A 23755-nucleotide genomic window follows, 5' to 3' on the forward strand; every position below is an offset into this window, starting at 1 on the left:
CCCCGCCACCCCCGTCCGCCCCATCCGAGAGGAGGCGACCGCATGTACGAAGGCATCGTCCAGGAGCTGATCGACGAGCTCGGCCGGCTCCCCGGCATCGGCCCGAAGTCCGCCCAGCGCATCGCGTTCCACATCCTGCAGACCGAGACGTTCGACGTCACCCGGCTCGCCGAGATCCTCCTCGAGCTGCGCGGCCGCGTGCACTTCTGCGACATCTGCGGGAACGTCGCGGAGGAGGCGACCTGCGGGATCTGCCGCGACCCGCGCCGAAGCCGCGCGGTCATCTGCGTCGTGGAGGAGGCGAAGGACGTCCCGGCGATCGAGCGCACCCGCGAGTTCCGCGGGCTCTACCACGTGCTCGGCGGCGCGATCAGCCCGATCGACGGCATCGGCCCGGATCAGCTCCGCATCCGCCAGCTGCTGCAGCGGCTCGCGGACGGCGAGGTGCAGGAGGTCATCATCGCGACCGACCCGAACCTCGAGGGCGAGGCGACGGCGACCTACCTCTCGCGCATGCTCAGCACCCTCGGCATCCGCATCACCCGCCTGGCGTCCGGGCTGCCCGTCGGCGGAGACCTCGAGTACGCCGATGAGATCACCCTCGGCCGCGCCTTCGAGGGCCGCCGGCTCGTCGAGAACTGACGCGGCCGCCGGAGTCGCATGACCGCTCCGGCATGCGGTCGACCGGTAGACTCGCCCGTCGGGTCGCGACGGCGGTCCAGCCACCGACACGGGAGCAGCACGTGAGCCTGATCGTCCAGAAGTTCGGCGGGTCCTCCGTCGCCGACGCGGAGAGCATCAAGCGGGTCGCGAAGCGGATCGTCGCCACCAAGCAGGCGGGCAACGACGTGGTCGTCGCCGTCTCGGCCATGGGCGACACCACCGACGACCTGCTCGAGCTCGCCCACCAGGTCACGCCCATCCCCGCCCCCCGCGAGCTCGACATGCTGCTCTCCTCGGGCGAGCGCATCTCGATGGCGCTGCTGGCGATGGCGATCAAGAGCATGGGCTTCGAGGCCCGCTCCTTCACCGGCAGCCAGGCCGGCATGATCACGGACGCGCAGCACGGCGCCGCCCGCATCGTGGACATCACCCCGGTCCGCCTCCGCGAGGCGCTCGACGAGAACGCCGTCGTCATCGTCGCGGGCTTCCAGGGCTTCAACCGCGACACGAAGGACATCACCACTCTCGGCCGCGGCGGCTCGGACACCACGGCCGTCGCGCTCGCCGCGGGACTCGGCGCCGACACCTGCGAGATCTACACCGACGTCGACGGCGTCTTCACCGCCGATCCGCGGGTCGTCAAGAAGGCCCGCAAGCTCGACCGCATCACCAGCGAGGAGATGCTCGAGCTGGCCGCTGCGGGCGCGAAGGTGCTGCACATCCGCGCCGTCGAGTTCGCCCGCCGCCACGGAGTCACGCTCCACGTGCGCTCCTCCTTCAGCCCCAACGAGGGCACCATCGTCTACAACGCCGAGACCGCCGGCGCCGAGCAGAACGGACAAGCCGTGGAAGAGCCCATCATCGCCGGAGTCGCCGCCGACCTGAACGAGGCGAAGATCACCGTCGTCGGAGTCCCCGACATCCCGGGCAAGGCCGCGCAGATCTTCACGATCGTGGCCAAGACCGGCTCCAACATCGACATGATCGTGCAGAACGTGTCGGCTGCGGCCACCGCCCGCACCGACATCTCGTTCACCCTGCCCAAGGCCGACGGCCAGACCGTCCTCATGGCTCTCAACGCCGAGAAGGACGAGGTCGGCTTCGAGTCCCTGCAGTACGACGACCAGATCGCCAAGCTCGCGCTCGTGGGCGCCGGGATGCGCACCAACGCCGGCGTCTCCGCGAAGCTGTTCCGCTCCCTCTACGAGGCCGGGATCAACATCGAGATGATCTCCACCAGCGAGATCCGCATCTCGGTCGTCACCCGCGCCGACACCGTGAACGAGGCCCTGCGCGTCGTGCACACCGCCTTCGGGCTCGACGCCGAGGACGAGGCGGTCGTCTACGCCGGCACCGGCCGCTGACGGCCGGACACCCTCGCGATCCGGCCGTTCCTCCCGAGCGGCCGGACCGACCGGTACCCTCTCCCTCGATCCCCCCGCCACGAGCGGCCCGCGCGCCGCACGGACGAAAGAGCACAGCATGAGCAGCACCCCCCTCCACGTGGGCGTCGTCGGCGCGACCGGCCAGGTCGGGAAGGTGATGCGCCGCCTCCTCGAGGAGCGCGACTTCCCCGTCGCGTCCATCCGCTTCTTCGCCACCGCCCGCTCGGCGGGCACGACGCTGCCGTTCCGCGGCGAGGACGTCGTGGTCGAGGACGTGGAGACCGCCGATCCGTCGGGGCTCGACATCGCCCTGTTCTCCGCGGGAGCCACGGGCTCCCGCGCGCAGGCGCCCCGCTTCGCCGCGGCCGGCGTCACCGTGATCGACAACTCCAGCGCCTGGCGGATGGACCCCGAGGTCCCGCTCGTCGTCAGCGAGGTGAACCCCCACGCCATCGACCAGGCGGTCAAGGGCATCATCGCCAACCCCAACTGCACCACGATGGCGGCGATGCCGATCCTGAAGGTCCTCGACCGCGAGGCGGGACTCACCCGCCTGATCGTCAGCACCTACCAGGCCGTGTCCGGCAGCGGGCTGGCCGGAGCGAACGAGCTGGCCGGCCAGGTCCGCGCCGCGGTCGCCGACGAGCACCTGCTCGACCTGGTGCACGACGGCTCGGCGGTCGACTTCCCCGCGCCGGACAAGTACGTCGCCCCGATCGCCTTCGACGTCATCCCCTTCGCGGGCAGCCTGGTCGAGGACGGCTCGAACGAGACCGACGAGGAGAAGAAGCTCCGCAACGAGAGCCGCCGCATCCTCGAGCTCCCGGGCCTGCTGGTCTCGGGGACCTGCGTGCGGGTCCCCGTCTTCACCGGCCACTCGCTCTCGATCAACGCCGAGTTCGCCTCCGCACTCAGCCCCGAGCGCGCGCGCGAGCTGCTGGCCGACGCGCCCGGCGTCGTGCTGCGCGAGGTGCCGACTCCGCTGGAGGCCGCGGGCAAGGACCCGAGCTACGTCGGCCGCATCCGCGCCGACGAGGGCGCTCCGGAGGGACGCGGCCTCGCGCTCTTCATCAGCAACGACAATCTCCGCAAGGGTGCGGCTCTGAACGCCGTGCAGATCGCCGAGCTCATCGCGGCGAAGCAGCCCGTCTCCTGATCCTCCCGGAAGGGGCCGGCGCCGAGCGCTCCGGCCCCTTCCGGGTGGAAAAGCCGCGAATTTGATGGGGGAGCGAGGCCCCTCCCCGCCTCGGCGTGCTCGCGCGAGCGTAAACTCGTCTCTCGTGAACTCCTCGGAACCGGTCGACGTCGCCCTCATCGGTGGGGGCATCATGAGCGCCACTCTCGGCGCCCTCATCACCCAGCTGCAGCCCGACTGGACCATCGCCGCCTACGAGCGCCTCGGCGACGTGGCGCAGGAGTCGTCGAACCCGTGGAACAACGCGGGCACCGGTCACGCGGCCCTCTGCGAGCTGAACTACATGCCCGAGGCGGCCGACGGCTCCGTCGACCCGGCCAAGGCGATCCAGATCAACGAGCAGTTCCAGATCTCGCGCCAGTTCTGGTCGAGCCTGGTGGAGTCGGGCGACATCCGCGAGCCGTCCAGCTTCATCAACCCGGCGCCGCACATGACCTTCGTGCACGGCGAGGCCAACGTCGAGTACCTCCGCAAGCGCTATGAGGCGCTCAAGGACCAGCCGCTGTTCGCCGGCATCGAGTTCACCGAGAGCGTCAAGACCATCCACGAGTGGGCGCCCCTGCTGATGGAGCAGCGTCCCGCCGGCGGCGGCCCCTACGCGGCGACGCGCATGCCCGCCGGGACCGACGTCGACTTCGGCTCGCTGACCCACCAGCTGTTCGACCACGTCGTCGCCCACGGCGGCACGCTCGACACCGGCCGCGAGGTCACCGACATCACCCGTCAGAAGGACGGCACCTGGCGACTCGACCTCAAGCAGGTCGTCGGAGGCACGCCGCAGAGCGTGACCGCGCGCTTCGTCTTCGTCGGCGCGGGCGGCGGCGCGCTGCACCTGCTGCAGAAGTCCGGGATCCCCGAGATCAAGGGCTTCGGCGGCTTCCCCATCTCGGGGCAGTTCCTCCGCACGGACAACCCCGAGCTGGTCGCCCGGCACAAGGCCAAGGTCTACGGCAAGGCCGCGGTCGGAGCGCCCCCGATGTCGGTGCCCCACCTCGATGCGCGCGTCGTCGACGGCGAGTCGTCCCTCCTCTTCGGCCCCTACGCGGGCTTCACGCCCAAGTTCCTGAAGCGGGGCTCCTGGCTCGACCTGCCCCTGTCGATCCGGCCGCACAACATCGGCCCGATGCTCGCGGTCGCCCGCGACAACCTCGACCTGATGAAGTACCTGATCGGCGAGGTGCTCGCCGGCCGCGGCAAGAAGATGAAGGCCCTGCGCGAGTTCCTCCCCACCGCCCGCGACGAGGACTGGTACCTGATCACGGCCGGCCAGCGCGTCCAGGTGATGAAGAAGGACGAGAAGAAGGGCGGCGTGCTGCAGTTCGGCACCGAGGTCATCACCGGAGGGGACGGCACGATCGCCGGCCTGCTCGGCGCCTCGCCCGGAGCGTCGACCGCCGTGCCGATCATGCTCGACATCGTGCAGAAGTGCTTCCCCGACCGGATGAAGGCCTGGGAGCCCCGGATCCGCGCGCTGGTGCCGAGCTACGGCTCGACGCTCAACGACGCGCCCGAGAAGGCCGAGCAGACGGTCACCGCGACCGCCGAGACGCTGGAGCTGTCCGCCTCCGTCTGATCGGGTGCGAGCCGTTCGAACATATGTTCTAATGGCTCCATGAGGTGGAGCGGACGGTCGATCGGCACGGCCGACGAGGCCGCGCTGCCCGGGCTCGTCACGCTCACCGATCTGGTGCGGACGGTGCGCACTCCGGAGTTCGAGGGCATCACCTTCTACGAGGTGCTCGCGAAGTCGGCGCTCAACCGCGTGCACACCTCCTCGACGATGCCGTTCGGCTGGAGCATCAACCCGATGCGCGGCTGCACCCACGCCTGCACCTACTGCTTCGCCCGGCCCACGCACGAGTACCTCGAGTTCGACGGCGGCCGCGACTTCGACTCCCAGATCGTCGTCAAGGTGAACGTCGCCGAGGTCCTCACCCGCGAGCTCGCCAAGCCGAGCTGGGAGCGGCACCCCGTGGCCCTCGGCACCAACACCGATCCGTACCAGCGCGCCGAGGGCCGCTACCGGCTGATGCCGGGCATCATCGCCGCGCTCGCCGCCTCCGGCACCCCGATCTCGATCCTCACGAAGGGCTCACTGCTGCGGCGCGACCTGCCGCTGCTCCGCGAGGCCGCCGAGCACGTCCCGGTCGACCTCGGCGTCTCGATCGCCGTCTACGACGAGGGTCTCCAGCGCTCCGTCGAGCCGGGAGCGCCGACCGCGGCGGCCCGTCTGGCGACGGTCACCGCGGCACGGGAGGCCGGGTTCGACTGCTCGGTGTTCCTGATGCCGATCCTGCCGTTCCTCACCGACACCCGGGCGCACCTCGACGAGTCGCTGCGGGCCTGCCGCGAGGCCGGCGCCAGCACGATCATGTACTCGACCCTCTACCTCAAGCCCGGGGTGAAGGAGTGGTTCCTGCAGTGGCTCGGGCAGGAGCACCCCGAGCTGGTCGACAGGTACCGCGCGCTCTACCCGGGCCGCGACGCCTACGCGCCTCTCGAGTACCGGCGCTGGCTCTCGGCGCGCATCCGCCCGCTGATGCGCGCGCACGGGCTCGAGCGCGGCGAGGAGGACCCGGCCACCGGCTCCGTCAAGTCCTCGGCCCTCGGCTCGCTCGGGACTCTGCGGGCCCTCGGCGGCGAGCGGCGCTCCCTCCAGCACGACGGGCTGCTGGTCGGAGAGCTCGGCCCGGAGCGCGCCGCGATCCTCCCGGGCGTCGGGCAGCCGACGCTGTTCTGAGCCGGTGCCGGGCCCGGCCGCGGCTAGGATCGTCCGCATGGTCACCCGCTCCGGTGAGCCCTCGGGCTCCTCCGCCCGGAGCGCCCGCGACGCGGTGCCCCGTCCGGTCCGGCTCGGCCTGCTCGACCCGCGCGAGGACCTGCTCGCGGCGACGAGCGCGTGGATCCGCACCCACGCCCCGGACTTCGAGGTCGTCGTGGCCGCCTCCACCTGGCACGACCTGGTGACGAGCGACGTGTTCCCCACCCAGGTGGTCGTGATGGACGTCGAGCTGCGCGAGCCGATCTCGATCGAGGCGCGGATCCGGACCTGCCGTGCGGCGGGAGCCGCGGTCGTGGCGCTCTCCGCGAGCGAGGACGACGAGGTCCGCGAGCGCGCTCTGAAGGCCGGGGCCGTGCGGCATCTGGCGAAGTCGCGCTCGCTCGCCGAGGTGATGGAGCAGACCCGCGCCGCTCTCGAGATGCGCTCGGCCGACGTCTCGTCCGCGCAGTGGCGGCCCCTGCCGTCCGGAGTCGCGGCGCAGCAGCGCCCGCGGCTCAGCGCCGGCGAGCTGGAGGCGCTGCGCCTCTACGCGTCCGGATCGAGCACTCCGGAGGTCGCCGCCAAGATGAACGTGCAGTTCGAGACCGCGAAGACCTACCTGCAGCGCGTCCGCCGCAAGTACGTCGCCGTCGGCCGGCCTGCGAGCCGCCGGGCCGATCTGATCCGCCGCGCCGGCGAGGACGGGTTCCTCCCGTGACCGACCCCTGCTCACCCCGGAGGCCCCGCCTCCGGACCCGCACCGAGGAGACCTGATGGCCAAGCTGTACTTCCGCTACGGAGCGATGAACAGCGGGAAGAGCACGTCGCTCCTGCAGGCCGCGCACAACTACGAGGAGCGCGGGCACCGGGTGCTGCTGGCCAAGCCGGCCGTCGACACGAAGGGCGAGGAGCTGATCGTGTCGCGGCTCGGCGTGACCCGTCCGGTGGACATCCTGTTCGAGCCCGACGGCGACCCGGTGGCCGTCTTCACCGCCGCCCGGGCCCGTGTCCTGGCCGAGTCGAAGCGCGACGTGAGCGCTCTGCTCGTCGACGAGGCGCAGTTCCTGCCGGAGTCGCACGTCGACGATCTGCTCCGGATCGCCATCCTCGAGAACGTGCCGGTCCTGGCCTACGGCATCCGGACGGACTTCCGCACCGCCGCGTTCCCGGGCAGCAGGCGGCTGCTGGAGATCGCCCACAGCCTCGAGGAGCTGAAGACCATCTGCCGGTGCGGGCGCAAAGCGATCTTCAACGGGCGCGTCGTGGACGGCCGCTTCGTCTTCGACGGCGATCAGGTCGCGATCGACGGAACGGCGGTCACCTACGAATCCCTGTGCGGGGCGTGCTACCTCCAGGAGAGCCGCGGCCGGCTCCGCGGCTGACCGATCGAGAGTTCCTCACCCGCACGACACCCCTCCGAAACGAGGAAGTGGGTAGCCTGACGAGGTGACAACACCGGAGACGGAATTACGCCTTTCGAAGCAGCAGGAAAGGTCGGGGGAAACGATGACGGCGCAAGGGGCACCGCCGAGGCGTCGGCCGTCGTGGGAGCAGGACTACCGGCGACGGCTGCTCGTCACGGACGTCGTCGCGATCGTCCTCTCCGTCTTCGGTACGCAGCTCTTCTGGTTCGACCTGAACCTCGACTCGGACCTGGGGTTCAAGAACCCGGCCGACATCGCGGTCAGCTACACCTGGGTGTCCGTCGCCCTGTCGGTCGGCTGGCTCCTCGCCCTCCAGGTGTTCGACACCCGTGACCGCCGGATCGTCGGCACCGGCTACGTCGAGTACCGCCGCGTCGTCGACGCCTCGATCTGGCTCTTCGGCATCGTCGCGATCATCGCCTACCTGCTCCAGATCCTGCTCGCGCGGGGCTACATCATCACGGCGTTCCCCGCCGGGATCGTGCTGATCTGCGTCGGCCGCCTGGTCTGGCGCTCCTGGCTCACCCGGCAGCGCCGGGCGGGCCGCTTCTCGAGCCAGGTCGTGCTCCTCGGCTCCCGCGCGAGCGTCCTGCACACCGCGCGCGAGCTGCGCCGCGGCACCGAAGCCGGCTACAAACTCGTCGGCGCCGTCTCGACCTCGGTCGGCGGGGCGGAGGCGCTGCAGAGCGAGCAGGAGCTCTCGGGCCTCGCGGTCCACGGATTCACGGGGATCGACGGCGTCCGCGCCGTGATGGACGCCACCGGCGCCGACACGGTGGTCGTCACGAGCTCCGACGAGCTGGCACCGCAGCGGATCCGCGAGCTGAGCTGGACCCTCGAGCCCGGGCGCGAGCACCTCGTCGTGGCGCCGAGCCTCACCGACATCGGCGGTCCGCGCATCCACACCCGCCCCGTCGCGGGCCTTCCGCTGATCCACGTCGAGACCCCGCGCTTCGACGGCCGCCAGCGGTTCGCCAAGCGCCTCTTCGACATCCTCGCGTCGACCATGCTGATCATCCTCAGCGCGCCGGTGCTCATCGTCGTCGCCGTGCTGGTCAAGGTCACCAGCCCGGGACCCGTGCTCTTCCGGCAGGAGCGCATCGGCCTGAACGGCGCGACCTTCGAGATGCTGAAGTTCCGCTCGATGGTCGTCGACGCCGAGGCGCGACTGGCGGCTCTCGCGTCGCAGCAGCGCGCGGAGGGGAACTCGATCCTCTTCAAGATGGCGAAGGACCCGCGGGTCACCCGCGTGGGCGCGATCCTCCGTCGCTTCAGCCTCGACGAGCTGCCCCAGTTCCTGAACGTGTTCCGCGGCGACATGTCACTGATCGGCCCCCGCCCGCCCCTGGCGCGCGAGGTCGAGCAGTACGAGGAGCACGTGCACCGCCGCTTCCTGATGAAGCCCGGCATCACCGGCCTCTGGCAGGTCAGCGGACGCTCGAACCTCTCGTGGGAGGACACCGTCCGCCTCGACCTGTACTACGTCGAGAACTGGTCGATGACCGGCGACATCGTGATCCTCTTCAAGACCGCGCGCGCCGTCCTCGCCCGCGACGGGGCGTACTGATCGCCGCGGGGAGGGGCGCCGAGCCCCGCACCCTGTCCGTCTCGGTCCTCGAGACCCCGTTCCGCGTGGTCTTCGGACGCGGTGTCGGCGACGAGGACGCGGCGCGGATCGCCGACAGCTGGGCCGCCTGCGCGTCCGAGCCCGACGCCGCAGCGCGCGACGTCCTCGCCGAGGTGGGGCACGATCCCTCCGTCCCGGTCGACGGCTCGCCCCGGGTCTCGAGCGCCACGCTCGCGCAGCTCGAGGAGTCCCTCACCTCGACGCTGACCCTCGAGGCGATCGGCGCCCGGCGCGCCGACCTGCTGATGCTCCACGCCTGCGGGATCTCCGACGAGTCCGGCCGCGTGCTGGCCTTCGTCGCTGCGTCCGGGACCGGCAAGACCACCATCGCCCGGACGCTCGGGTCCCGCTTCGGCTACGTCACCGACGAGACGGTCGGCGTCACCCCGGAGGGGCGCGTCCTGCCCTATCCCAAGCCCCTGTCGGTGAAGCCGCTCACCGGGTCGGCGCCGAAGGCGCAGCTCGCGCCCGGGTCACTCGCCCTCCGACCGGTCCCGGAGGCGCCCCTGCGGCTCGCGGGCGTCGTCCTGCTCGAGCGCCGCGACGGCGTCGGGACGCCCTTCCTCGAGCACGTCGACCCGGTCGACGCGATCGAGGACCTGGTGCCGCAGACCTCCTACCTCTCGGCCCGCCCACGGCCGATCGCCGATCTCGTCCGCACCCTCTCGGCGGTGGGCGGCGTCCGGCGACTGGTCTACTCGGAGGCCGCGAGCGTGGTGCACCTGGTCGAGGAGGCCTTCGTGTCCCTCGGCACCGAAGCGCCGTCCGCCTGGTCCGAGGTGGTCTCCGTGCCGCTCGACGCGGTGCGCGAGGCCCTGCCCGGCACCGTCCTGCGCACCCCTGCGGACGACGCCGTGGAGCTCCCGGACGGCGAGCTGCTCGTCTTCTGCGGCGACACCCTCGTGCGCCTGTCCGGCATCGGCCCGACGATCTGGCGGCACGCCGGCCAGGGCTCCGATCTGCCCGGTCTCGTCGCCGCGGTGCTCGAGGAGGCGGGCCCGCCGCCCGCCGGCGTCGATGCGGAGGCGGTCGTCGAGTCCGCCCTGGTCGAGCTCGAGGGCCTCGGTGTGATCACGAGAGGGACTCCGCCGCAGCCCACCCCCGACGGGTGGCACGGTTGACGCGCCTGGCGCCGAGGGCGCGGAAGCGCTGTGTCAGAATTCGGAAGAACCCGTCTCCGGCACCCGCCGCGTGATCCGTACCAGCGAAGGAATCTGACTCTGTGGAACTTCGAGACGTCCTCCGGCTGCTGCGCGACCACTGGATCCCGATCGTCGCGGCGATCCTCCTCGGCACTCTCGTCGCCTTCGGCTGGTCGCTGACGCAGAAGCCTCGCTACGTCGCCGACTCGCAGGGACTCGTCTCCGTCGCCACCACCGGTGCCGACGACGGCCAGGCGATCTACACGCAGCAGATCGCGCAGTCCGTCGCCAAGTCGAGCCTCGCCACCTACGTCCCGATCGCCACCTCGCGCGACGTCGCTCAGATCGCGATCGACAGCCTCGGCCTCGACGTCTCGCCCGCCACGCTGATCTCGGCGATCACCGTGCAGGCCGACACGGTCGCCCCGGTGATGAAGGTCAGCGCCACCGCCTCCACCCCCGAGGGCGCGCAGAAGCTCGCCGACGCCTGGGTCGCGGCCATCGCCACCAAGGTGCAGCAGGTCAACCAGGAGACGGGCGTCGGCGACACGGTCTCCCTCACCGTCCTGCAGACCGCGGCGCTCCCGTCCTCGCCGGCCTTCCCGAACCTGCGCCTCGTCCTCGCGGTCGGCGCGCTCGCGGGCCTCGTCCTCGGCCTCGTCTACGCGTTCGTCCGCAACACGCTGGACCGGCGCATCCGCACCGCCGAGATGGTCGAGCGCCTGTTCGACCTCCCCGTGGTCGGCACCCTCCCCGTCGACAAGCGCCTCAGCGAGACCAACCGCATCGTCCCCGAGGCCGACACGACCGACTACATCAAGGCCGACGGCAAGCACGCCCTGGCCGAGTCGCTGCGCGAGCTCCGCACCAACCTGCAGTTCATGAACATCGACAGCCCGCCGCGCATCATCGTCGTGACGAGCCCGCTGCCCTCGGACGGCAAGTCGACGGTGACCGCGAACCTCGCGGTGACGCTCGCCGCCTCCGGCCAGCGCACCGTCGTCGTCGACGGCGACCTCCGCAAGCCCACCGTCGCCAAGTCGTTCGGCCTCGTGCCCGGCGTCGGCCTGACCGACCTGCTGATCGGCAAGGCCGAGCTGCAGGACGTCCTGCAGCCGTGGGGTCCGTCCGGCAATCTCTGGATCCTCGGCGCCGGGTCGATCCCGCCGAACCCGTCCGAGCTGCTCGGCTCCAACGGCATGGACATCCTCCTGCACGAGATCGCCCGCGAGGCCATCGTGATCGTCGATGCGCCGCCGCTCCTGCCCGTCACGGACGGCGCCATCCTCACCGCCCGCACCGACGGCGCGCTCGTGGTCATCTCCGCGGGCAAGACGACGACCGACGAGCTCGGCAAGGCCATCCAGAACCTCGAGCGGGTCAGCGGCCACACCCTCGGCGTGATCCTCAACCGCGTGCCCGCGCGCGGCCAGGTCGGCCGGGGCTACGGCTACTACTACACGAGCTACTACGGCTCCGAGCAATCGGGCGCCCGACCGGACACGGCCGTCGAGGCCGAGCCCGCGTCGACCTCGGCCTGAGCGCCCCGCGATGATCTTCCCGGGAGACGACTCCGCCCGCCCCGCCCGCCGGAGCTGGCGACCGGACGAGCCGGTCGCCGCCTCCGCCGCCCCCGTCTTGACCGTGCTCTCGGTCTGCACCGGCAACATCTGCCGGTCCCCGATGGCCGAGCAGCTGCTGCGCGCCGCACTCGCCGACGCGACCTCGCCCGAGGGAGGTCCGCTCTTCGCGTTCACGAGCGCCGGAGTGAGGACGCGCGACGGACTGCCGATGGACCCGGTCTCGGCCCGCTTCTCGGCCGAGCACGGGGGAGACCCGGCCGCGCACACGAGCGCGGTGCTCGGCGACGCGACCGTCGGCGACGCCGATCTCCTGCTCACGATGACCCGCGACCACCTGGTCGACGCCTCCCGGCGCTTCCCGTCGCTCCTCCTCCGCGGCTTCACGCTGCTCGAGTTCGCCCGCGTGCTGCCCTTCGTGCTGCGGGAGGTGCCGCTGCCGACGGTCGAGGACCCCGCCGCGCGGCTCCGCGCCGTCGTGCGCCTCGCCGCCGCGCACCGCGGGCGCGCCCCGCGGGTCGAGGGCGGCGACGACATCGAGGACCCGATCGGCCGCAGCGAGGCCGTGCACGAGCGCGTGGCGGCGCAGATCGCGGCCGCTGTCGCCGACGTCTCCCGTGATCTGAGAGCATTGGCGCGGCGGTAGTCGCGCGTCCCCGGTCGCGCTGACGCCTCGCCGCATCGCATCGCTCCTCCTCACCGTCGCGACCGCGACACGAACCCGCCACGATTCGGAGAACCCCTGTGAAGCTTTCTGTCATCGGCTGCGGCTACCTCGGTGCCGTCCACGCTGCCGCCATGGCCGAGCTCGGCCACGACGTCATCGGCATCGACGTCGACCAGAAGAAGATCGACGCCCTGGCCGCCGGCACCGCGCCGTTCTTCGAGCCCGGCCTCCCGGAGCTGCTGTCCTCCGGCGTCGCCTCCGGCCGCCTGCGCTTCTCGACCGACATGGCCGACGCCGCCGGTGCGGCCGTGCACTTCGTCGCCGTCGGCACTCCGCAGAAGCCGGGCGAGAACGCCGCGGACATGACCTACGTCGACTCGGCGATCGACGGTCTCCTGCCCTACCTCGAGGCGGACTCCCTCGTCGTCGGCAAGTCGACCGTGCCCGTCGGCACCGCCGCCCGCCTGGCCGACCGCATCGCCTCCTCCGGTGCGACCCTCGCCTGGAACCCCGAGTTCCTCCGCGAGGGCTTCGCCGTGAAGGACACGATCAGCCCCGACCGCCTCGTCTACGGCGTGCCCGCGGGCGAGGCCGGAGCCGCGGCGAAGGCGACCCTCGACGAGGTCTACGCGACCGCGCTCGCCGCCGAGACCCCGCTCGTGGTCACCGACTACGCCACCGCCGAGCTGGTGAAGGTCTCGGCCAACGCCTTCCTCGCGACCAAGATCTCGTTCATCAACGCGATCGCCGAGATCGCGGAGGTCACCGGCGCGGACGTCACGCAGCTCGCCGACGCGATCGGCTACGACGTGCGGATCGGCCGCCGCTTCCTGAACGCGGGCATCGGCTTCGGCGGCGGCTGCCTCCCGAAGGACATCCGCGCCTTCTCGGCCCGCGCCGACGAGCTCGGCGTCGGCGAGTCCGTCGCCTTCCTCAAGGAGGTCGACGCGATCAACCTGCGTCGCCGCCAGCGCGTCGTCGACCTCGTCACCGAGGGCCTGGGCGGCTCCGTCGAGGGCCGCCGCATCGCGGTGCTCGGTCTGGCGTTCAAGCCGGAGTCGGACGACATCCGCGACTCGCCGTCGCTCGACGTCGCCGCGCGGCTGCACGACCTCGGCGCGATCGTGGTCGCGACCGACCCCGAGGCGATCGAGAACTCGCGCCGCCGCTACCCCGAGATCACCTACACGACCGATGTCGACGAGGCGCTGGCCGGTGCCGACGCCGTGGTCGTCGTGACCGAGTGGAAGCAGTTCCGCGCCCTCGACCCCGCGGCCACGGCGGCGAAGGTGGCCAACACCTTCCTCGTCGACGGTCGCAACTGCCTCGACCCCGCCGCCTGGCGTGCGGCCGGCTGGGAGTACCGCGGCCTCGGCCGCTGACGCGGAGGAGCCGTCGTCTCAGCGGACGCGGCTCGGCTGATCCGCCACGACGCCGGCGGTGCCGCGGAGGGGGATGTGCGCGAAGGCGTCGTCCCACTCCGCCGCCCTCCGGCGTCGTCGTGCGCGGACGATCATCCGGAGCAGCACGCCGGCGACCGCGCCGAGGAGAGCACCGGAGGTGTTCATCACCACGTCGTCGACGGTCGCGAAGCGCGCCGAGAGGAAGAGGAGCTGGCCCGCCTCGATCAGCGAGCTCACGACAGCGCCGACGGCCACAGCGACCCACGCCCTCCGGAGCCGCAGGTTGAGCGCCAGGAGCAGCCCCAGGGGGACGAACAGGGCGATGTTCGCGGTCGACTCGATGAACGCGTAGTCGACCATCGGGAGGCCGTGCCGGGCGAACCAGGAGGTCACCCGGCCGAGATCGCCCCGCATCCCCGCATCGACGGGCGTCGGCCAGAAGGCGATCGCTGCGAGAGCGACCACGTACGGCACGCCGATCGCAAGGGTGAGGCGGGTGAGCGACCGGGTCACGGTGCTCCTCTCGTCGGTCGTCGGGCGGGGGCGGCGACGACGGCGGAAGAACAGTCTCGCTCCCGGCTGCTGGGATCGGGCCGGGAGGCGCGGAGGAGCGGGCTGAGGCGCGCCCGTGCGCACGCACTCCGCGCGCCGCCGTGGGTGCTCGAGCCGGGGAGCGCAGCCCGGTCATCGCGGCAGCTCCGCCGACGATCCGGCTCCGCCACGGCTGAGCCCTCGCCCGGGGTCCAGCTCAGGACGGCGGGCGAGCCCCGCTGCAGCAGGACTCCGGAACGCCCCGGGAACGACGAAGCCCGGCCGGATCATCGATCCTGGCCGGGCTTCTCACCGGTCGGGGTAGCGGGATTCGAACCCACGACCTCCTCGTCCCGAACGAGGCGCGCTACCAAGCTGCGCCACACCCCGGTGTGCTCATCACGGAGAACCGCTCACGAGCCTCGACAATAGTAGCCGATTTCCGGACCGCCGTCGGACACCCCTCGTCAGACCGCGGGGGTGAGCGTCACGAGGGTCACCTCGGGCCGGCAGGCGAAGCGCACCGGGGCATAGATGGAGGTGCCGACTCCGGCCGACACGTTGAGGTACGAGCTGCGCAGTCCGTTGTCCCACGTCGTCGAGCCGGCGACCTTGTCGCGCGGGATGTCGCAGTTCGTGACGAGGGCGCCGAAGCCCGGGACGCAGACCTGGCCGCCGTGCGTGTGCCCGGCGAGGATCACCTCGGCCCCGCGGGCGACGAAGTCGTCGAGGATGCGCTGGTAGGGCGCGTGCGCCACGCCGATGCTGACACCCGCCGGTCCGTCCTCCGCGCCGCGCAGCTCGTCCACGGCTCCCGCGACGAGGTCGATGCGGTCCAGGCCGATGTGCGGGTCGTCGACGCCGAAGAACTCGATGCGCGTCCCCTTCACCGTGATGCTCTCGGCGCGGTTGTTGAGGTCCGCCCAGCCGAGCCCGCCCGAGAAGAAGCCGGTCAGCCCCTCGGTGTCGAGATCGGCCTCGTGCTGCCGGGGGTTCTTGGAGGGGCCGACGAAGTAGCGGAGCGGGTTCTTGATCCGAGGGCCGAAGTAGTCGTTGGATCCATTGACGAAGGCGCCGGGGATCCCGGCGAAGGGCTCCAGAGCCCGGCGGATGCCGAGCACGCCGTCGCGGTGGCCGAGGTTGTCGCCGGTGTCGACCACGACGTCGGGCGCCAGGGCGAGGAGCGAGCGGATCCACTCCTGCTTCTTCGTCTGCCACGGAGCCATGTGCAGGTCCGACACGTGCAGGATGCGGATCGGCTCGGAACCGGCGGGCAGCACCGGGAACGACGTGCGCCGGACGGTGAACAGCGTCCGCTCGACGCCGATGCCCCAGGCCGCGGCGACGGCTCCGGCCGCAGCGACGGCCGCGAGGGCGGTGGTGAGGGGGCGACGGGTGCGTCCGGTCATGGGTCCTTCTCTCGCACGTCGGCCGCGAGCGCGGCCGCGTTCATTCTGCCGGACGCTCCCTCGGGAGCAGCCGGGGGTGCCGGGGCTCAGCCCGCAGGCGGCGGGGCGGCCTGTCCGGCGCTGATCTGCAGGGTGATCTCCGCGCCCCGGGAGACGCGCGACCCGGCCGGAGGGTTCGTCTGGGCGACCGTCCCCGCCGGGCGGTCGGAGGGCACCGGAGAGGTGTCGACGCGGACCCTGAAGCCGACGGAGCGCAGGCGTGCGGCGGCCGCAGAGGGGCTCTGGCCGGTGACCTGGGGCACGGCCTCCTGCGGAGCGTCGACGAGCGAGCGGACGGGAGCCGGGAACGCCGTCCCGCCGTACTTCGCGTCGGCGACGCGCATGATGCGCGGCCAGATCTGGTGGCGCACCTGGCCGGCGTTCACCCGGTTGAGGCTGAATCCGCGCATGGAGGTGAAGCCGGTCACGTTGCCGACCCAGGTGGCGGTGGCGACCTCGGTGCTCGCGCCGACCATCCACGTGTGCAGCGCGTCGTCCGTGGTGCCGGTCTTGCCGATGTGCGGCACTCCGGTGCGGGGGTTGGAGGGGGCGCCGGTGCCGCCCGTGACCACCTGCTGCAGGGCGTACCCGGCGGTCGCGGCCACCTCCTCGGACATCCCCTGGCTGCACTCGGAGGCGGGCGGCGCGACGTCCGCGCCCGTGCGGTCGACGATGCGGTCGATCGCGACCGGCGTGCAGACGGTGCCCTTGTTCGCGAAGCCGGCGAAGGCCGTGGCCATCGTGAGCGGAGCGATCTCGTTGGTGCCGAGGATGGTCGGCGCGAGCTTCTGCAGCTCGGTCCCGTCGGCACGGTGCACGCCCATCGCCAGCGCCGTGTTGCGGATGCCGCAGAGGTCCAGCTGCTGGGCCATGGCGGCGAACGAGGTGTTGATCGAGCCGGTCGTGGCCTGCAGGGCCGTGGTCACTCCTCCGTTGCCGCCCTCGTCGTTCCCGGGGTTCCAGGACTCGCCGTAGTAGACGCCGTCGGGCTCGCAGCTGTCCCGGAAGGTCGTGTAGGCGCGGCGGGTGCCGTCCACGCTCTCGCCGAGCGAGTGCCCCTCCTGGAGCCACTCCGCGAGGGTGAACACCTTGTAGGTCGAGCCGACCTGGAAGCCCGAGGAGCCGCCGTAGCCGAAGTCGGTGTTGTAGTTGACGCTCGTGTAGTTGGGGCCCGTCAGGTTCGGATCGTTGGAGTAGTCCTTGTTCTGGGTCATCGCGAGGATGCGGCCGGTGCCGACCTCGACCGAGACGCTCGCGCTGCCGATGTTCACGTTCGCCATCGACTTGGGTACCCAATCGTCGGTCGCCGAGACGGCGGCCTGCTGCAGGTCGGAGTCGAGGGTGGTGTAGATCCGGTAGCCGCCGCGCTTGAAGGTGGCGTCGCGCTCGTCCTGGCTCGCACCGAACGCGTCGTCGTTCTTGATGACCCAGGTGACGTAGTCGCAGAAGAAGGCCGCGACTCCGGCCGTCTGGCAGCCGGTGCTCGGCTCGGTGATGTCCGGTGCCACGGGCTCGGCGACGGCCGCCTGCGCCTGCTCGGACGTCACCTTCGACTCGAGGTCCATGCGGGTGACGATGTAGTCGCGCCGGTCCCGGGTCTGCGGGTAGCCCTCCGCGGCGGGGTTCGCCGGGTCGCCGGGCCGGTCGAAGCGGAACTTCTCGGGGTTGTTCACGATCGCGACGAGCGCGGCGGACTGCGCGAGCGAGAGGTCCTTCGCGCTCACTCCGAAGTAGTAGCGAGCGGCCGCCTCGACGCCGTAGACGGTGCCGCCGAACAGGGCGATGTTGAGGTAGCCCAGCAGGATGTCGTTCTTCGGGTACTCCTTCTCGAGCCCGATGGCGAGCCGCATCTCGGCGACCTTGCGCTCCGGAGTGGTCTCCGTGGCCTCGCGGTAGGCCGCGTCCCGCTCGATCGGATCGCTGAGCGCCTCCGCCTTCTGCACGAGCACGTTCTTGACGTACTGCTGCGTGATGGAGGAGCCGCCCTGCACGTCCCCGCCGAGGGCCGTCGTCGCGGCCGCGCGGACCGTGCCGAGCAGATCGATGCCGCCGTGCTCGTAGAAGCGCGGGTCCTCGGAGGCCACCACGGCGTCCTTGACGAACGGCGAGATCTCGTCCCAGCCCACCTCGACGCGGTTCTGGGCGTAGAAGGAGGCGAGCAGCACGTCGCCGCCGGAGGAGTCCTTGGCGTAGACGTCGCTCTTCTCGGCGAGCGTGCCGATCTCGAGGTACTCGGGGAGGTTGTCGAACATCTCCACCGTGTTGCCGGCGGCCATGCCGCTCAGCGCGATCGCCGGCGTCACCGAGGCGGCCACCAGGACTCCCGCGACGACGCTCATGGCGACGATGCCGATCAGACCGCCGACGGCGCCCCCGATGGTCTTCACGACTCTGGTCCCGCCCTGCCCCGACATAGAATCAGCGTAGTCGCCGCGCTCGGACGAGCCGCGGCGCTCATCCCGCCGACGCGCGGCGCTCAGCAGTCGTCCCGCACCGGCCGCACCCGAGGAGAGCCATGTCCGTCCCGCGCTGGGAGTACATCACCACCCCGCTGATGATCCACAACACCACGGCGATCCTGAACACCTGGGGATCCGAGGGCTGGGAGCTGGTCCAGATCGTGACCGGTCCCGAGGGCGGCCTCGTCGCGTACCTCAAGCGCCCCGTCGCCGAGGCCGGCGCGTGATCGCCGAGCGTCTCGCGGAGCTCGGCGTCGAGCTGCCGGCGGTGGCGGCCCCCGCCGGCGCCTACGTCCCCGCCGTCGTGCACGGCGGCCTCGTCTACACGGCCGGGCAGATCCCCTTCGTCGACGGTGCTCTGCCGCTGGTCGGCAAGGTCGGCGCCGAGGTGTCGCCCGAGCAGGCGAAGGACCTGGCCCGCACCTGCGCCCTCAACGCGCTCGCGGCCGTGGCCGACGCGATCGGATCGCTCGACCGGGTGACGCGGATCGTCAAGCTCACCGGATTCGTCGCCTCCGCCGCCGGCTTCACCGGGCAGCCCGGCGTGATCAACGGCGCCTCGGAGCTGCTCGGCGACGTGTTCGGCGAGCCCGGACGCCACGCGCGCTCGGCCGTCGGGGTGGCGGAGCTGCCCCTCGGCGCTCCCGTCGAGGTCGAGCTGATCGTCGCCTTCGACTGACGCACCGCCCCCTCCGGCCGCTGCGGCGGGAGGGGGCGGCGCCCGGTCAGTCCGCGGCGATCGCGGAGGAGATCACCGCCATCACCTGCGTGTCAGCGAGCGTCGTCGTGTCGCCCACGGCGCGTCCTTCCGCCACGTCCCGCAGCAGCCGGCGCATGATCTTGCCCGAGCGGGTCTTGGGCAGCTCCTGCACCACGAAGATCCGCTTCGGGCGGGCGATCGCGCCGATGTGCTCGGCGACGTGCGCCTTCAGGGAGGCCTCGAGCTCGTCGTGCCCGTGGGCCAGCGCCTCGGCCTGGCTCGCCTTCGCGATCACGAACGCGACGACCGCCTGGCCGGTGGTCTCGTCCGCGGCTCCCACGACGGCCGCCTCGGCGACGACCGGGTGCGAGACGAGGGCCGACTCGATCTCGGCGGTCGAGAGGCGGTGGCCGGAGACGTTCATGACGTCGTCCACGCGCCCCAGAAGCCAGAGGTCGCCGTCCTGGTCGCGACGCGCCCCGTCGCCCGCGAAGTAGCGGTCGCCGAACTTCGACCAGTAGGTCTCGACGTAGCGCTCCGGGTCGCCCCAGATGCCGCGCAGCATCGCCGGCCAGGGCTCGGTGATCACGAGCAGTCCGCCCTCGTCGGCGCCGACCGGCGTCCCGGAGTCGTCGACCACGTCGATCGAGATCCCCGGCAGAGCGACCTGCGCGGACCCGGGCTTGAGAGTCGTCACCCCGGGCAGAGGGGACACCATCATCGCGCCGGTCTCGGTCTGCCACCAGGTGTCGACGATGGGGGTGCGGCCGCCGCCGATCACGTCTCGGTACCAGACCCACGCCTCCGGATTGATCGGCTCGCCGACCGATCCGAGCAGGCGCAGGCTCGAGAGGTCGAAGCGCTGAGGGATCTGCCGGCCGAGCTTCATGAAGGAGCGGATCGCCGTGGGCGCCGCGTAGAGGATCGTCACGCCGTGCTTCTCGACGATCTCCCACCAGCGGCCGGGATGCGGGCTGTCGGGAGTGCCCTCGTACATCACCTGGGTGGCGCCGTTGGCGAGCGGGCCGTAGACGACGTAGCTGTGCCCGGTGATCCAGCCCACGTCCGCGGTCGACCAGTAGACGTCCGACTCGGGGTGCAGGTCGAAGACCGCGCGGTGCGTGAAGGCGACCTGGGTGAGGTACCCGCCGCTGGTGTGCAGGATGCCCTTGGGCTTCCCCGTCGTGCCGCTGGTGTAGAGGATGAAGAGCGGCTGCTCGGCGGGGAACGGCTTCGCGACGTGGTCGGCGTCGACCGCCACGATCTCCTCGTGCCACCAGAGGTCGCGGCCCTCGTGCCAGGCGACCTCGTTGCCCCCGCGGCGCACGACCAGGACGTGCTGGACGCTGGACTCGCCGCCGAGGGCGAGCGCCGCGTCGACCGCCGGTTTCAGGGGCGAGACGGCGCCCTTGCGCCAGCCGCCGTCGGCGGTGATGACGAGCGTCGCCTCCGCGTCGTCGATGCGCGCGCGGAGGCTCTCGGCGCTGAAGCCGCCGAAGACGACGGAGTGGACCGCGCCCAGCCGGGCGACGGCGAGCATCGCGATGACCGCCTCCGGGATCATGGGCAGGTAGATCGCGACGCGGTCGCCGGCGCGGACGCCCAGGCTCGTGAGCAGGTTCGCGGCGCGCTTCACCTCGGCCGTGAGCTCGGCGTAGGTGATCGAGCGGGAGTCGCCGGGCTCGCCCTCCCAGTGCAGGGCGACGCGGTCGCCGTGGCCCGCCAGGACGTGCCGGTCGAGGCAGTTGTAGGCCACGTTGAGCTCGCCGTCGTCGAACCACTTCGCGAACGGGGGCTCGCTCCAGTCGAGGGTGCGCGTGAAGGGCCGGTGCCAGTGCAGGAGCTCGCGGCTCCGGTCGGCCCAGAAGGCGAGGCGGTCGGCCGAGGCCTCGTCGTAGAGCGCGGCGGTCGCGACCGCTCCGGCAGCGAGATCGGCCGGCGGCGGGAACCGGCGGGTCTCGTGGAGGAGGTTGTCGATGGCGTTCCGGTCGGCGGCCGGGGCGTCGGGGGGAGTGGACATCTGCGATTCGCTCCTTCGCGAGTGAGACGTTCGCCGGCCCGCGCGGTCGGCGTCGCACCACCGTAGCGCCCGCCTCCGACGGGGATCGCCGCGCGCCGGAAGCTGAGTGCGGGGCGGGTGTCGGATAAGAGTCCGCAGAGAACGGGATCCGGGCTTGGCGAATCGCGATCCGTCCCCTACAGTTGCATACGGCCGAATGAACTTCGGCCCAGCGGCGCAAGTGATTCCCCCCAATCCAGCGCCGCCGAGGCGGCACCTGTTCCCCCCAATGGGTGCCGCCCCCTTCTTCCCGCCGGATCCGGCGGACGGACGCCCCCGCTCGAGCCCTGCTCGCGGGGGCGTCTCCGCGTTCCGGGTCTCTCCGGCCCAGCGGCTCCCGGCCGGTCGGGTGCTCCTCCACAGGAGCGGACACGGGCGTCCGTCCCCGGATCACCCGCCACCGCTCCCACGGCGCGCTGCCGGCTCCTAGCGTGCCGGGATGACCCGCGACTTCGTCCCCCTCGTCCCCGCCGAGCACCGCCGCGATCCGCTGCCCGCCCGCCCGGCCGCCGCCGCGCTCGGACTGCTCGCGCCGCACGCCGCGGACCCCGCGGTGACCGACCTCTTCGTGAACGGCGGCGCGGGCCTCTGGATCGACCGCGGCGGTGGTGCGGAGCGGGTGCCGGAGTGGACGCTCGACGCCGCCGGAGCACGGCGGCTGGCCGTCGCGCTGGTCGCGGCCGGCGGACGGCACGTCGACGAGGCGAGCCCGTGCGTGGACGTCAGGCTCCGCCACGGAGTCCGCGTGCACGTCGTGCTGCCGCCGGTGGCCACCGGCGGAGCGCTCGTGTCGGTGCGGGTGCCCCGGGCGCAGTCCTGGTCGCTCCGGGAGCTGCAGGCTGCGGGGATGCTGGACGACGACGGCGTGCGGCTCCTGCGCCGGGCGGTCCGCGAGCGGTGGAACCTGCTGATCACGGGAGCGGGCGGATCGGGGAAGACCACCCTGCTCGGCGCCCTGCTCGGGTGCGCGGCGCCGACCGAGCGGATCGTGGCGATCGAGGACGTCGGCGAGCTCCGGCCGGCGCATCCGCACGTCGTCTCGCTCGAAGCGCGGCAGCCGAACCTCGAGGGCGCCGGGGCCGTGGGCCTGGATCGGCTGGTCCGCGAGGCGCTGCGGATGCGGCCCGACCGCCTGGTCCTCGGAGAGTGCCGCGGTGTCGAGCTGCGCGAGTTGCTCTCGGCGCTGAACACCGGGCACGACGGCGGTGCGGGGACGCTCCACGCGAACTCCCTCGCTGACGTGCCCGCGCGGCTGGAGGCGCTCGGGGTCCTCGCAGGGCTGGGGCCCGAGGCGATCGCGCGGCAGACCGTCAGCGCGATCGACCTGGTGCTGCACCTGGAGCGCCGGGGTGGACGACGGCGGCTCGCGGCGTCCGGGACGTTCGCGCTGGACGCGAGCGGGCGGCTGCGGGTCGAGGAGGGGACGCTGCCCCGCGTCTCCAGGTCGGGCGCGTGACGCGTCGCGACGGCCTGGACGAGGTCGCGGCCGTGGTGCACCGGCTGGCCGTCCTCCTGGCGGCGGGCGTGGCTCCGGCGTCGGCGCTCGGACATCTCGCCGGTGCGGAGGGGGCCGGCCGCGGGGACGCGCGGCGGAGGCGCCTCCTCCGGGCGGTGTCGGAGGAGACGGGGCGCGGCGGCGACGTGACCGAGGCGCTGCTGCGTGGAGTCCCCGCTTCTCGGCGGAGCGGACGGGAGCGTCGGCCGTCGAGGCGGCGGGCGCGAGACACCGGTGAGGCGACCGCGTGGGCGGCGCTGGCCGCGGCCTGGCGGGTGGCCGCCGACTCCGGCGCGCCGGTCGCCGCTGCTCTCGGCGAGCTGGCGGAGTCCCTGCGCGAGCTGGCACGTGCCCGCCGGGACATCGAGGTGGCTCTGGCCGGTCCCTCCGCCACCGGGAGGGTCGTGAGCGCGCTGCCGCTGGCGGCGCTGGGTCTGGGGGCCCTGCTGGGCTTCGACGTCATCGGCGTGCTCCTCGGGACGGTGCCCGGTGCGGCCTGCCTGGTCGGGGGAGCCGGGCTGATGGCGGCCGCGCACGCGTGGACGCGGCGGCTCGTCCGAAGCGCGGCCCCGCCGGATGCGGCGCCCGGACTCGCGCTCGACCTCCTCTCGGTGGCGCTGGCCGGCGGCGGCTCGATCGAGTCGTCGCGCGCCCGGGTCGTGGCGGCGCTCGCCGAGTGCGGGCTCGACTCGGGCGAGCGTGTGCTCTCCGACGCGGACCCGGTGCTCCCCCTCTCCGCGGCGGCGGGCGTGCCGGCGGGACACCTGCTCCGGAGCGAGGCGGCTCTGGTCCGGGCGCGGGCGTCCTCCGGGGCGCGGGAGCGAGCCGCTCGGCTCGGCGTGACCCTGATGCTGCCGCTCGGGGTCTGCGTGCTGCCGGCGTTCCTGCTGCTCGGAGTGGCTCCGATGGTCGTCTCGGTGCTGCTCTCGACGTTCTCGGTGGCGGCGTGACGGGGTCGACCGCTCCTCCACAGGGGCGCGATCGGGAGGCGTCTCCACGGATCGGCCGGAGGGTCGATCGGCGGGATCGGGAGTCCGCGATCCTCGGAGGAGGGGGCACGGAGCGGGGCGGAACGGAGCAGGACAGATGAGCGGTGACACGGCGATCAGCGGCGGAGGAGCGACGCGGAGTCGGGGAGTCGGCAGGAGCAGGGATGCGGGCGAGCGCGGTCGCGTAGACCTCGTCGAGGGTCGCCTTCGCCGCGGCTCCGGCCTCG

20 protein-coding genes and 1 tRNA gene are annotated in these 23755 nt (G+C 72.3%); 16 read left to right on the forward strand and 5 right to left on the reverse strand.

Annotated features, from left to right (window positions below; translation table 11 throughout):
- The first annotated feature begins 42 nt into the window (after positions 1 to 42).
- The 12 genes from recR (at position 43) to C5D44_RS16695 (ending at position 13826) form a co-directional block, all read left to right on the forward strand.
- Positions 43 to 642, forward strand: coding sequence for a recombination mediator RecR (gene recR / locus C5D44_RS16640; protein WP_104222157.1), 600 nt, complete (start codon positions 43 to 45; stop codon positions 640 to 642).
- A gap of 101 nt (positions 643 to 743) precedes the next feature.
- Positions 744 to 2027, forward strand: a complete 1284-nt coding sequence (locus tag C5D44_RS16645; RefSeq protein WP_104222160.1) for an aspartate kinase — start codon at positions 744 to 746, stop codon at positions 2025 to 2027.
- A 118-nt stretch (positions 2028 to 2145) separates the two neighbouring features.
- The gene (locus C5D44_RS16650) at positions 2146 to 3204 is read left to right on the forward strand and encodes an aspartate-semialdehyde dehydrogenase (protein WP_104282300.1); all 1059 of its coding nucleotides are present in this window, start codon (positions 2146 to 2148) and stop codon (positions 3202 to 3204) included.
- Between the two features lie 64 nt (positions 3205 to 3268).
- The gene (locus C5D44_RS16655) at positions 3269 to 4816 is read left to right on the forward strand and encodes a malate:quinone oxidoreductase (protein ID WP_104282301.1); all 1548 of its coding nucleotides are present in this window, start codon (positions 3269 to 3271) and stop codon (positions 4814 to 4816) included.
- A 39-nt stretch (positions 4817 to 4855) separates the two neighbouring features.
- The gene (locus C5D44_RS16660) at positions 4856 to 5983 is read left to right on the forward strand and encodes an Rv2578c family radical SAM protein (protein WP_104282302.1); all 1128 of its coding nucleotides are present in this window, start codon (positions 4856 to 4858) and stop codon (positions 5981 to 5983) included.
- Positions 5984 to 6020: 37 nt separating this feature from the next.
- Complete coding sequence (locus C5D44_RS16665) at positions 6021 to 6722, forward strand: LuxR C-terminal-related transcriptional regulator (protein WP_146082560.1); 702 nt, start codon at positions 6021 to 6023, stop codon at positions 6720 to 6722.
- Between the two features lie 55 nt (positions 6723 to 6777).
- Positions 6778 to 7386 carry a thymidine kinase gene (locus C5D44_RS16670; RefSeq protein ID WP_104227256.1) on the forward strand — a complete coding sequence of 203 codons (609 nt, stop codon included), beginning with the start codon at positions 6778 to 6780 and terminating at the stop codon, positions 7384 to 7386.
- A gap of 124 nt (positions 7387 to 7510) precedes the next feature.
- On the forward strand, positions 7511 to 8995 hold the full coding sequence (locus C5D44_RS16675; RefSeq protein WP_104282303.1) for a sugar transferase: 1485 nt from the start codon (positions 7511 to 7513) through the stop codon (positions 8993 to 8995).
- A 65-nt stretch (positions 8996 to 9060) separates the two neighbouring features.
- Positions 9061 to 10176, forward strand: coding sequence for a hypothetical protein (locus C5D44_RS16680; protein WP_104282304.1), 1116 nt, complete (start codon positions 9061 to 9063; stop codon positions 10174 to 10176).
- A gap of 101 nt (positions 10177 to 10277) precedes the next feature.
- Entirely contained in the window at positions 10278 to 11738 is a 1461-nt protein-coding gene (locus C5D44_RS16685; protein ID WP_104282305.1) for a polysaccharide biosynthesis tyrosine autokinase, read from the forward strand.
- Between the two features lie 10 nt (positions 11739 to 11748).
- Positions 11749 to 12423, forward strand: a complete 675-nt coding sequence (locus tag C5D44_RS16690; RefSeq protein WP_104282306.1) for a low molecular weight phosphatase family protein — start codon at positions 11749 to 11751, stop codon at positions 12421 to 12423.
- Between the two features lie 98 nt (positions 12424 to 12521).
- A complete protein-coding gene (locus tag C5D44_RS16695; RefSeq protein WP_104276326.1) occupies positions 12522 to 13826 on the forward strand; it encodes a UDP-glucose/GDP-mannose dehydrogenase family protein in 1305 nt (434 codons plus the stop codon).
- Positions 13827 to 13844: 18 nt separating this feature from the next.
- On the opposite strand, the gene C5D44_RS16700 is transcribed toward C5D44_RS16695, so the two are convergent.
- The 4 genes from C5D44_RS16700 to C5D44_RS16715 all read right to left on the reverse strand — a co-directional run bounded on the left by C5D44_RS16700 (position 13845) and on the right by C5D44_RS16715 (position 18240).
- Entirely contained in the window at positions 13845 to 14360 is a 516-nt protein-coding gene (locus C5D44_RS16700; RefSeq protein WP_258067337.1) for a VanZ family protein, read from the reverse strand.
- A 334-nt stretch (positions 14361 to 14694) separates the two neighbouring features.
- A tRNA-Pro gene (locus tag C5D44_RS16705) sits at positions 14695 to 14768 on the reverse strand.
- A 77-nt stretch (positions 14769 to 14845) separates the two neighbouring features.
- Complete coding sequence (locus C5D44_RS16710) at positions 14846 to 15787, reverse strand: metallophosphoesterase (protein ID WP_104282307.1); 942 nt, start codon at positions 15785 to 15787, stop codon at positions 14846 to 14848.
- Positions 15788 to 15873: 86 nt separating this feature from the next.
- Positions 15874 to 18240, reverse strand: coding sequence for a transglycosylase domain-containing protein (locus C5D44_RS16715; protein ID WP_104282308.1), 2367 nt, complete (start codon positions 18238 to 18240; stop codon positions 15874 to 15876).
- A gap of 101 nt (positions 18241 to 18341) precedes the next feature.
- On the opposite strand from C5D44_RS16715, the gene C5D44_RS18215 reads away from it, so the two are divergent.
- Positions 18342 to 18512: a hypothetical protein gene (locus C5D44_RS18215; RefSeq protein ID WP_164861113.1), complete on the forward strand. Its 171-nt coding sequence runs from the start codon at positions 18342 to 18344 to the stop codon at positions 18510 to 18512.
- Positions 18509 to 18964 carry a RidA family protein gene (locus C5D44_RS16720; protein WP_219815157.1) on the forward strand — a complete coding sequence of 152 codons (456 nt, stop codon included), beginning with the start codon at positions 18509 to 18511 and terminating at the stop codon, positions 18962 to 18964. The genes C5D44_RS18215 and C5D44_RS16720 overlap by 4 nt, the downstream gene beginning before the upstream one ends.
- 46 nt (positions 18965 to 19010) lie before the next feature.
- Here the strand turns inward: C5D44_RS16720 and acs are convergent, their stop codons facing one another.
- A complete protein-coding gene (acs, locus tag C5D44_RS16725; RefSeq protein WP_104282309.1) occupies positions 19011 to 21005 on the reverse strand; it encodes an acetate--CoA ligase in 1995 nt (664 codons plus the stop codon).
- Between the two features lie 478 nt (positions 21006 to 21483).
- Here acs and C5D44_RS16730 point away from each other — a divergent pair, with 478 nt between their 5' ends.
- On the forward strand, positions 21484 to 22500 hold the full coding sequence (locus C5D44_RS16730) for a TadA family conjugal transfer-associated ATPase (protein WP_104282310.1): 1017 nt from the start codon (positions 21484 to 21486) through the stop codon (positions 22498 to 22500).
- Positions 22497 to 23489, forward strand: a complete 993-nt coding sequence (locus C5D44_RS16735; protein ID WP_104282311.1) for a type II secretion system F family protein — start codon at positions 22497 to 22499, stop codon at positions 23487 to 23489. The genes C5D44_RS16730 and C5D44_RS16735 overlap by 4 nt, the downstream gene beginning before the upstream one ends.
- Positions 23490 to 23755 lie beyond the last annotated feature (266 nt).

It is taken from the genome of Rathayibacter sp. AY1B5 (genome assembly GCF_002932795.1).
In the GTDB taxonomy this organism is placed as follows: domain Bacteria; phylum Actinomycetota; class Actinomycetes; order Actinomycetales; family Microbacteriaceae; genus Rathayibacter.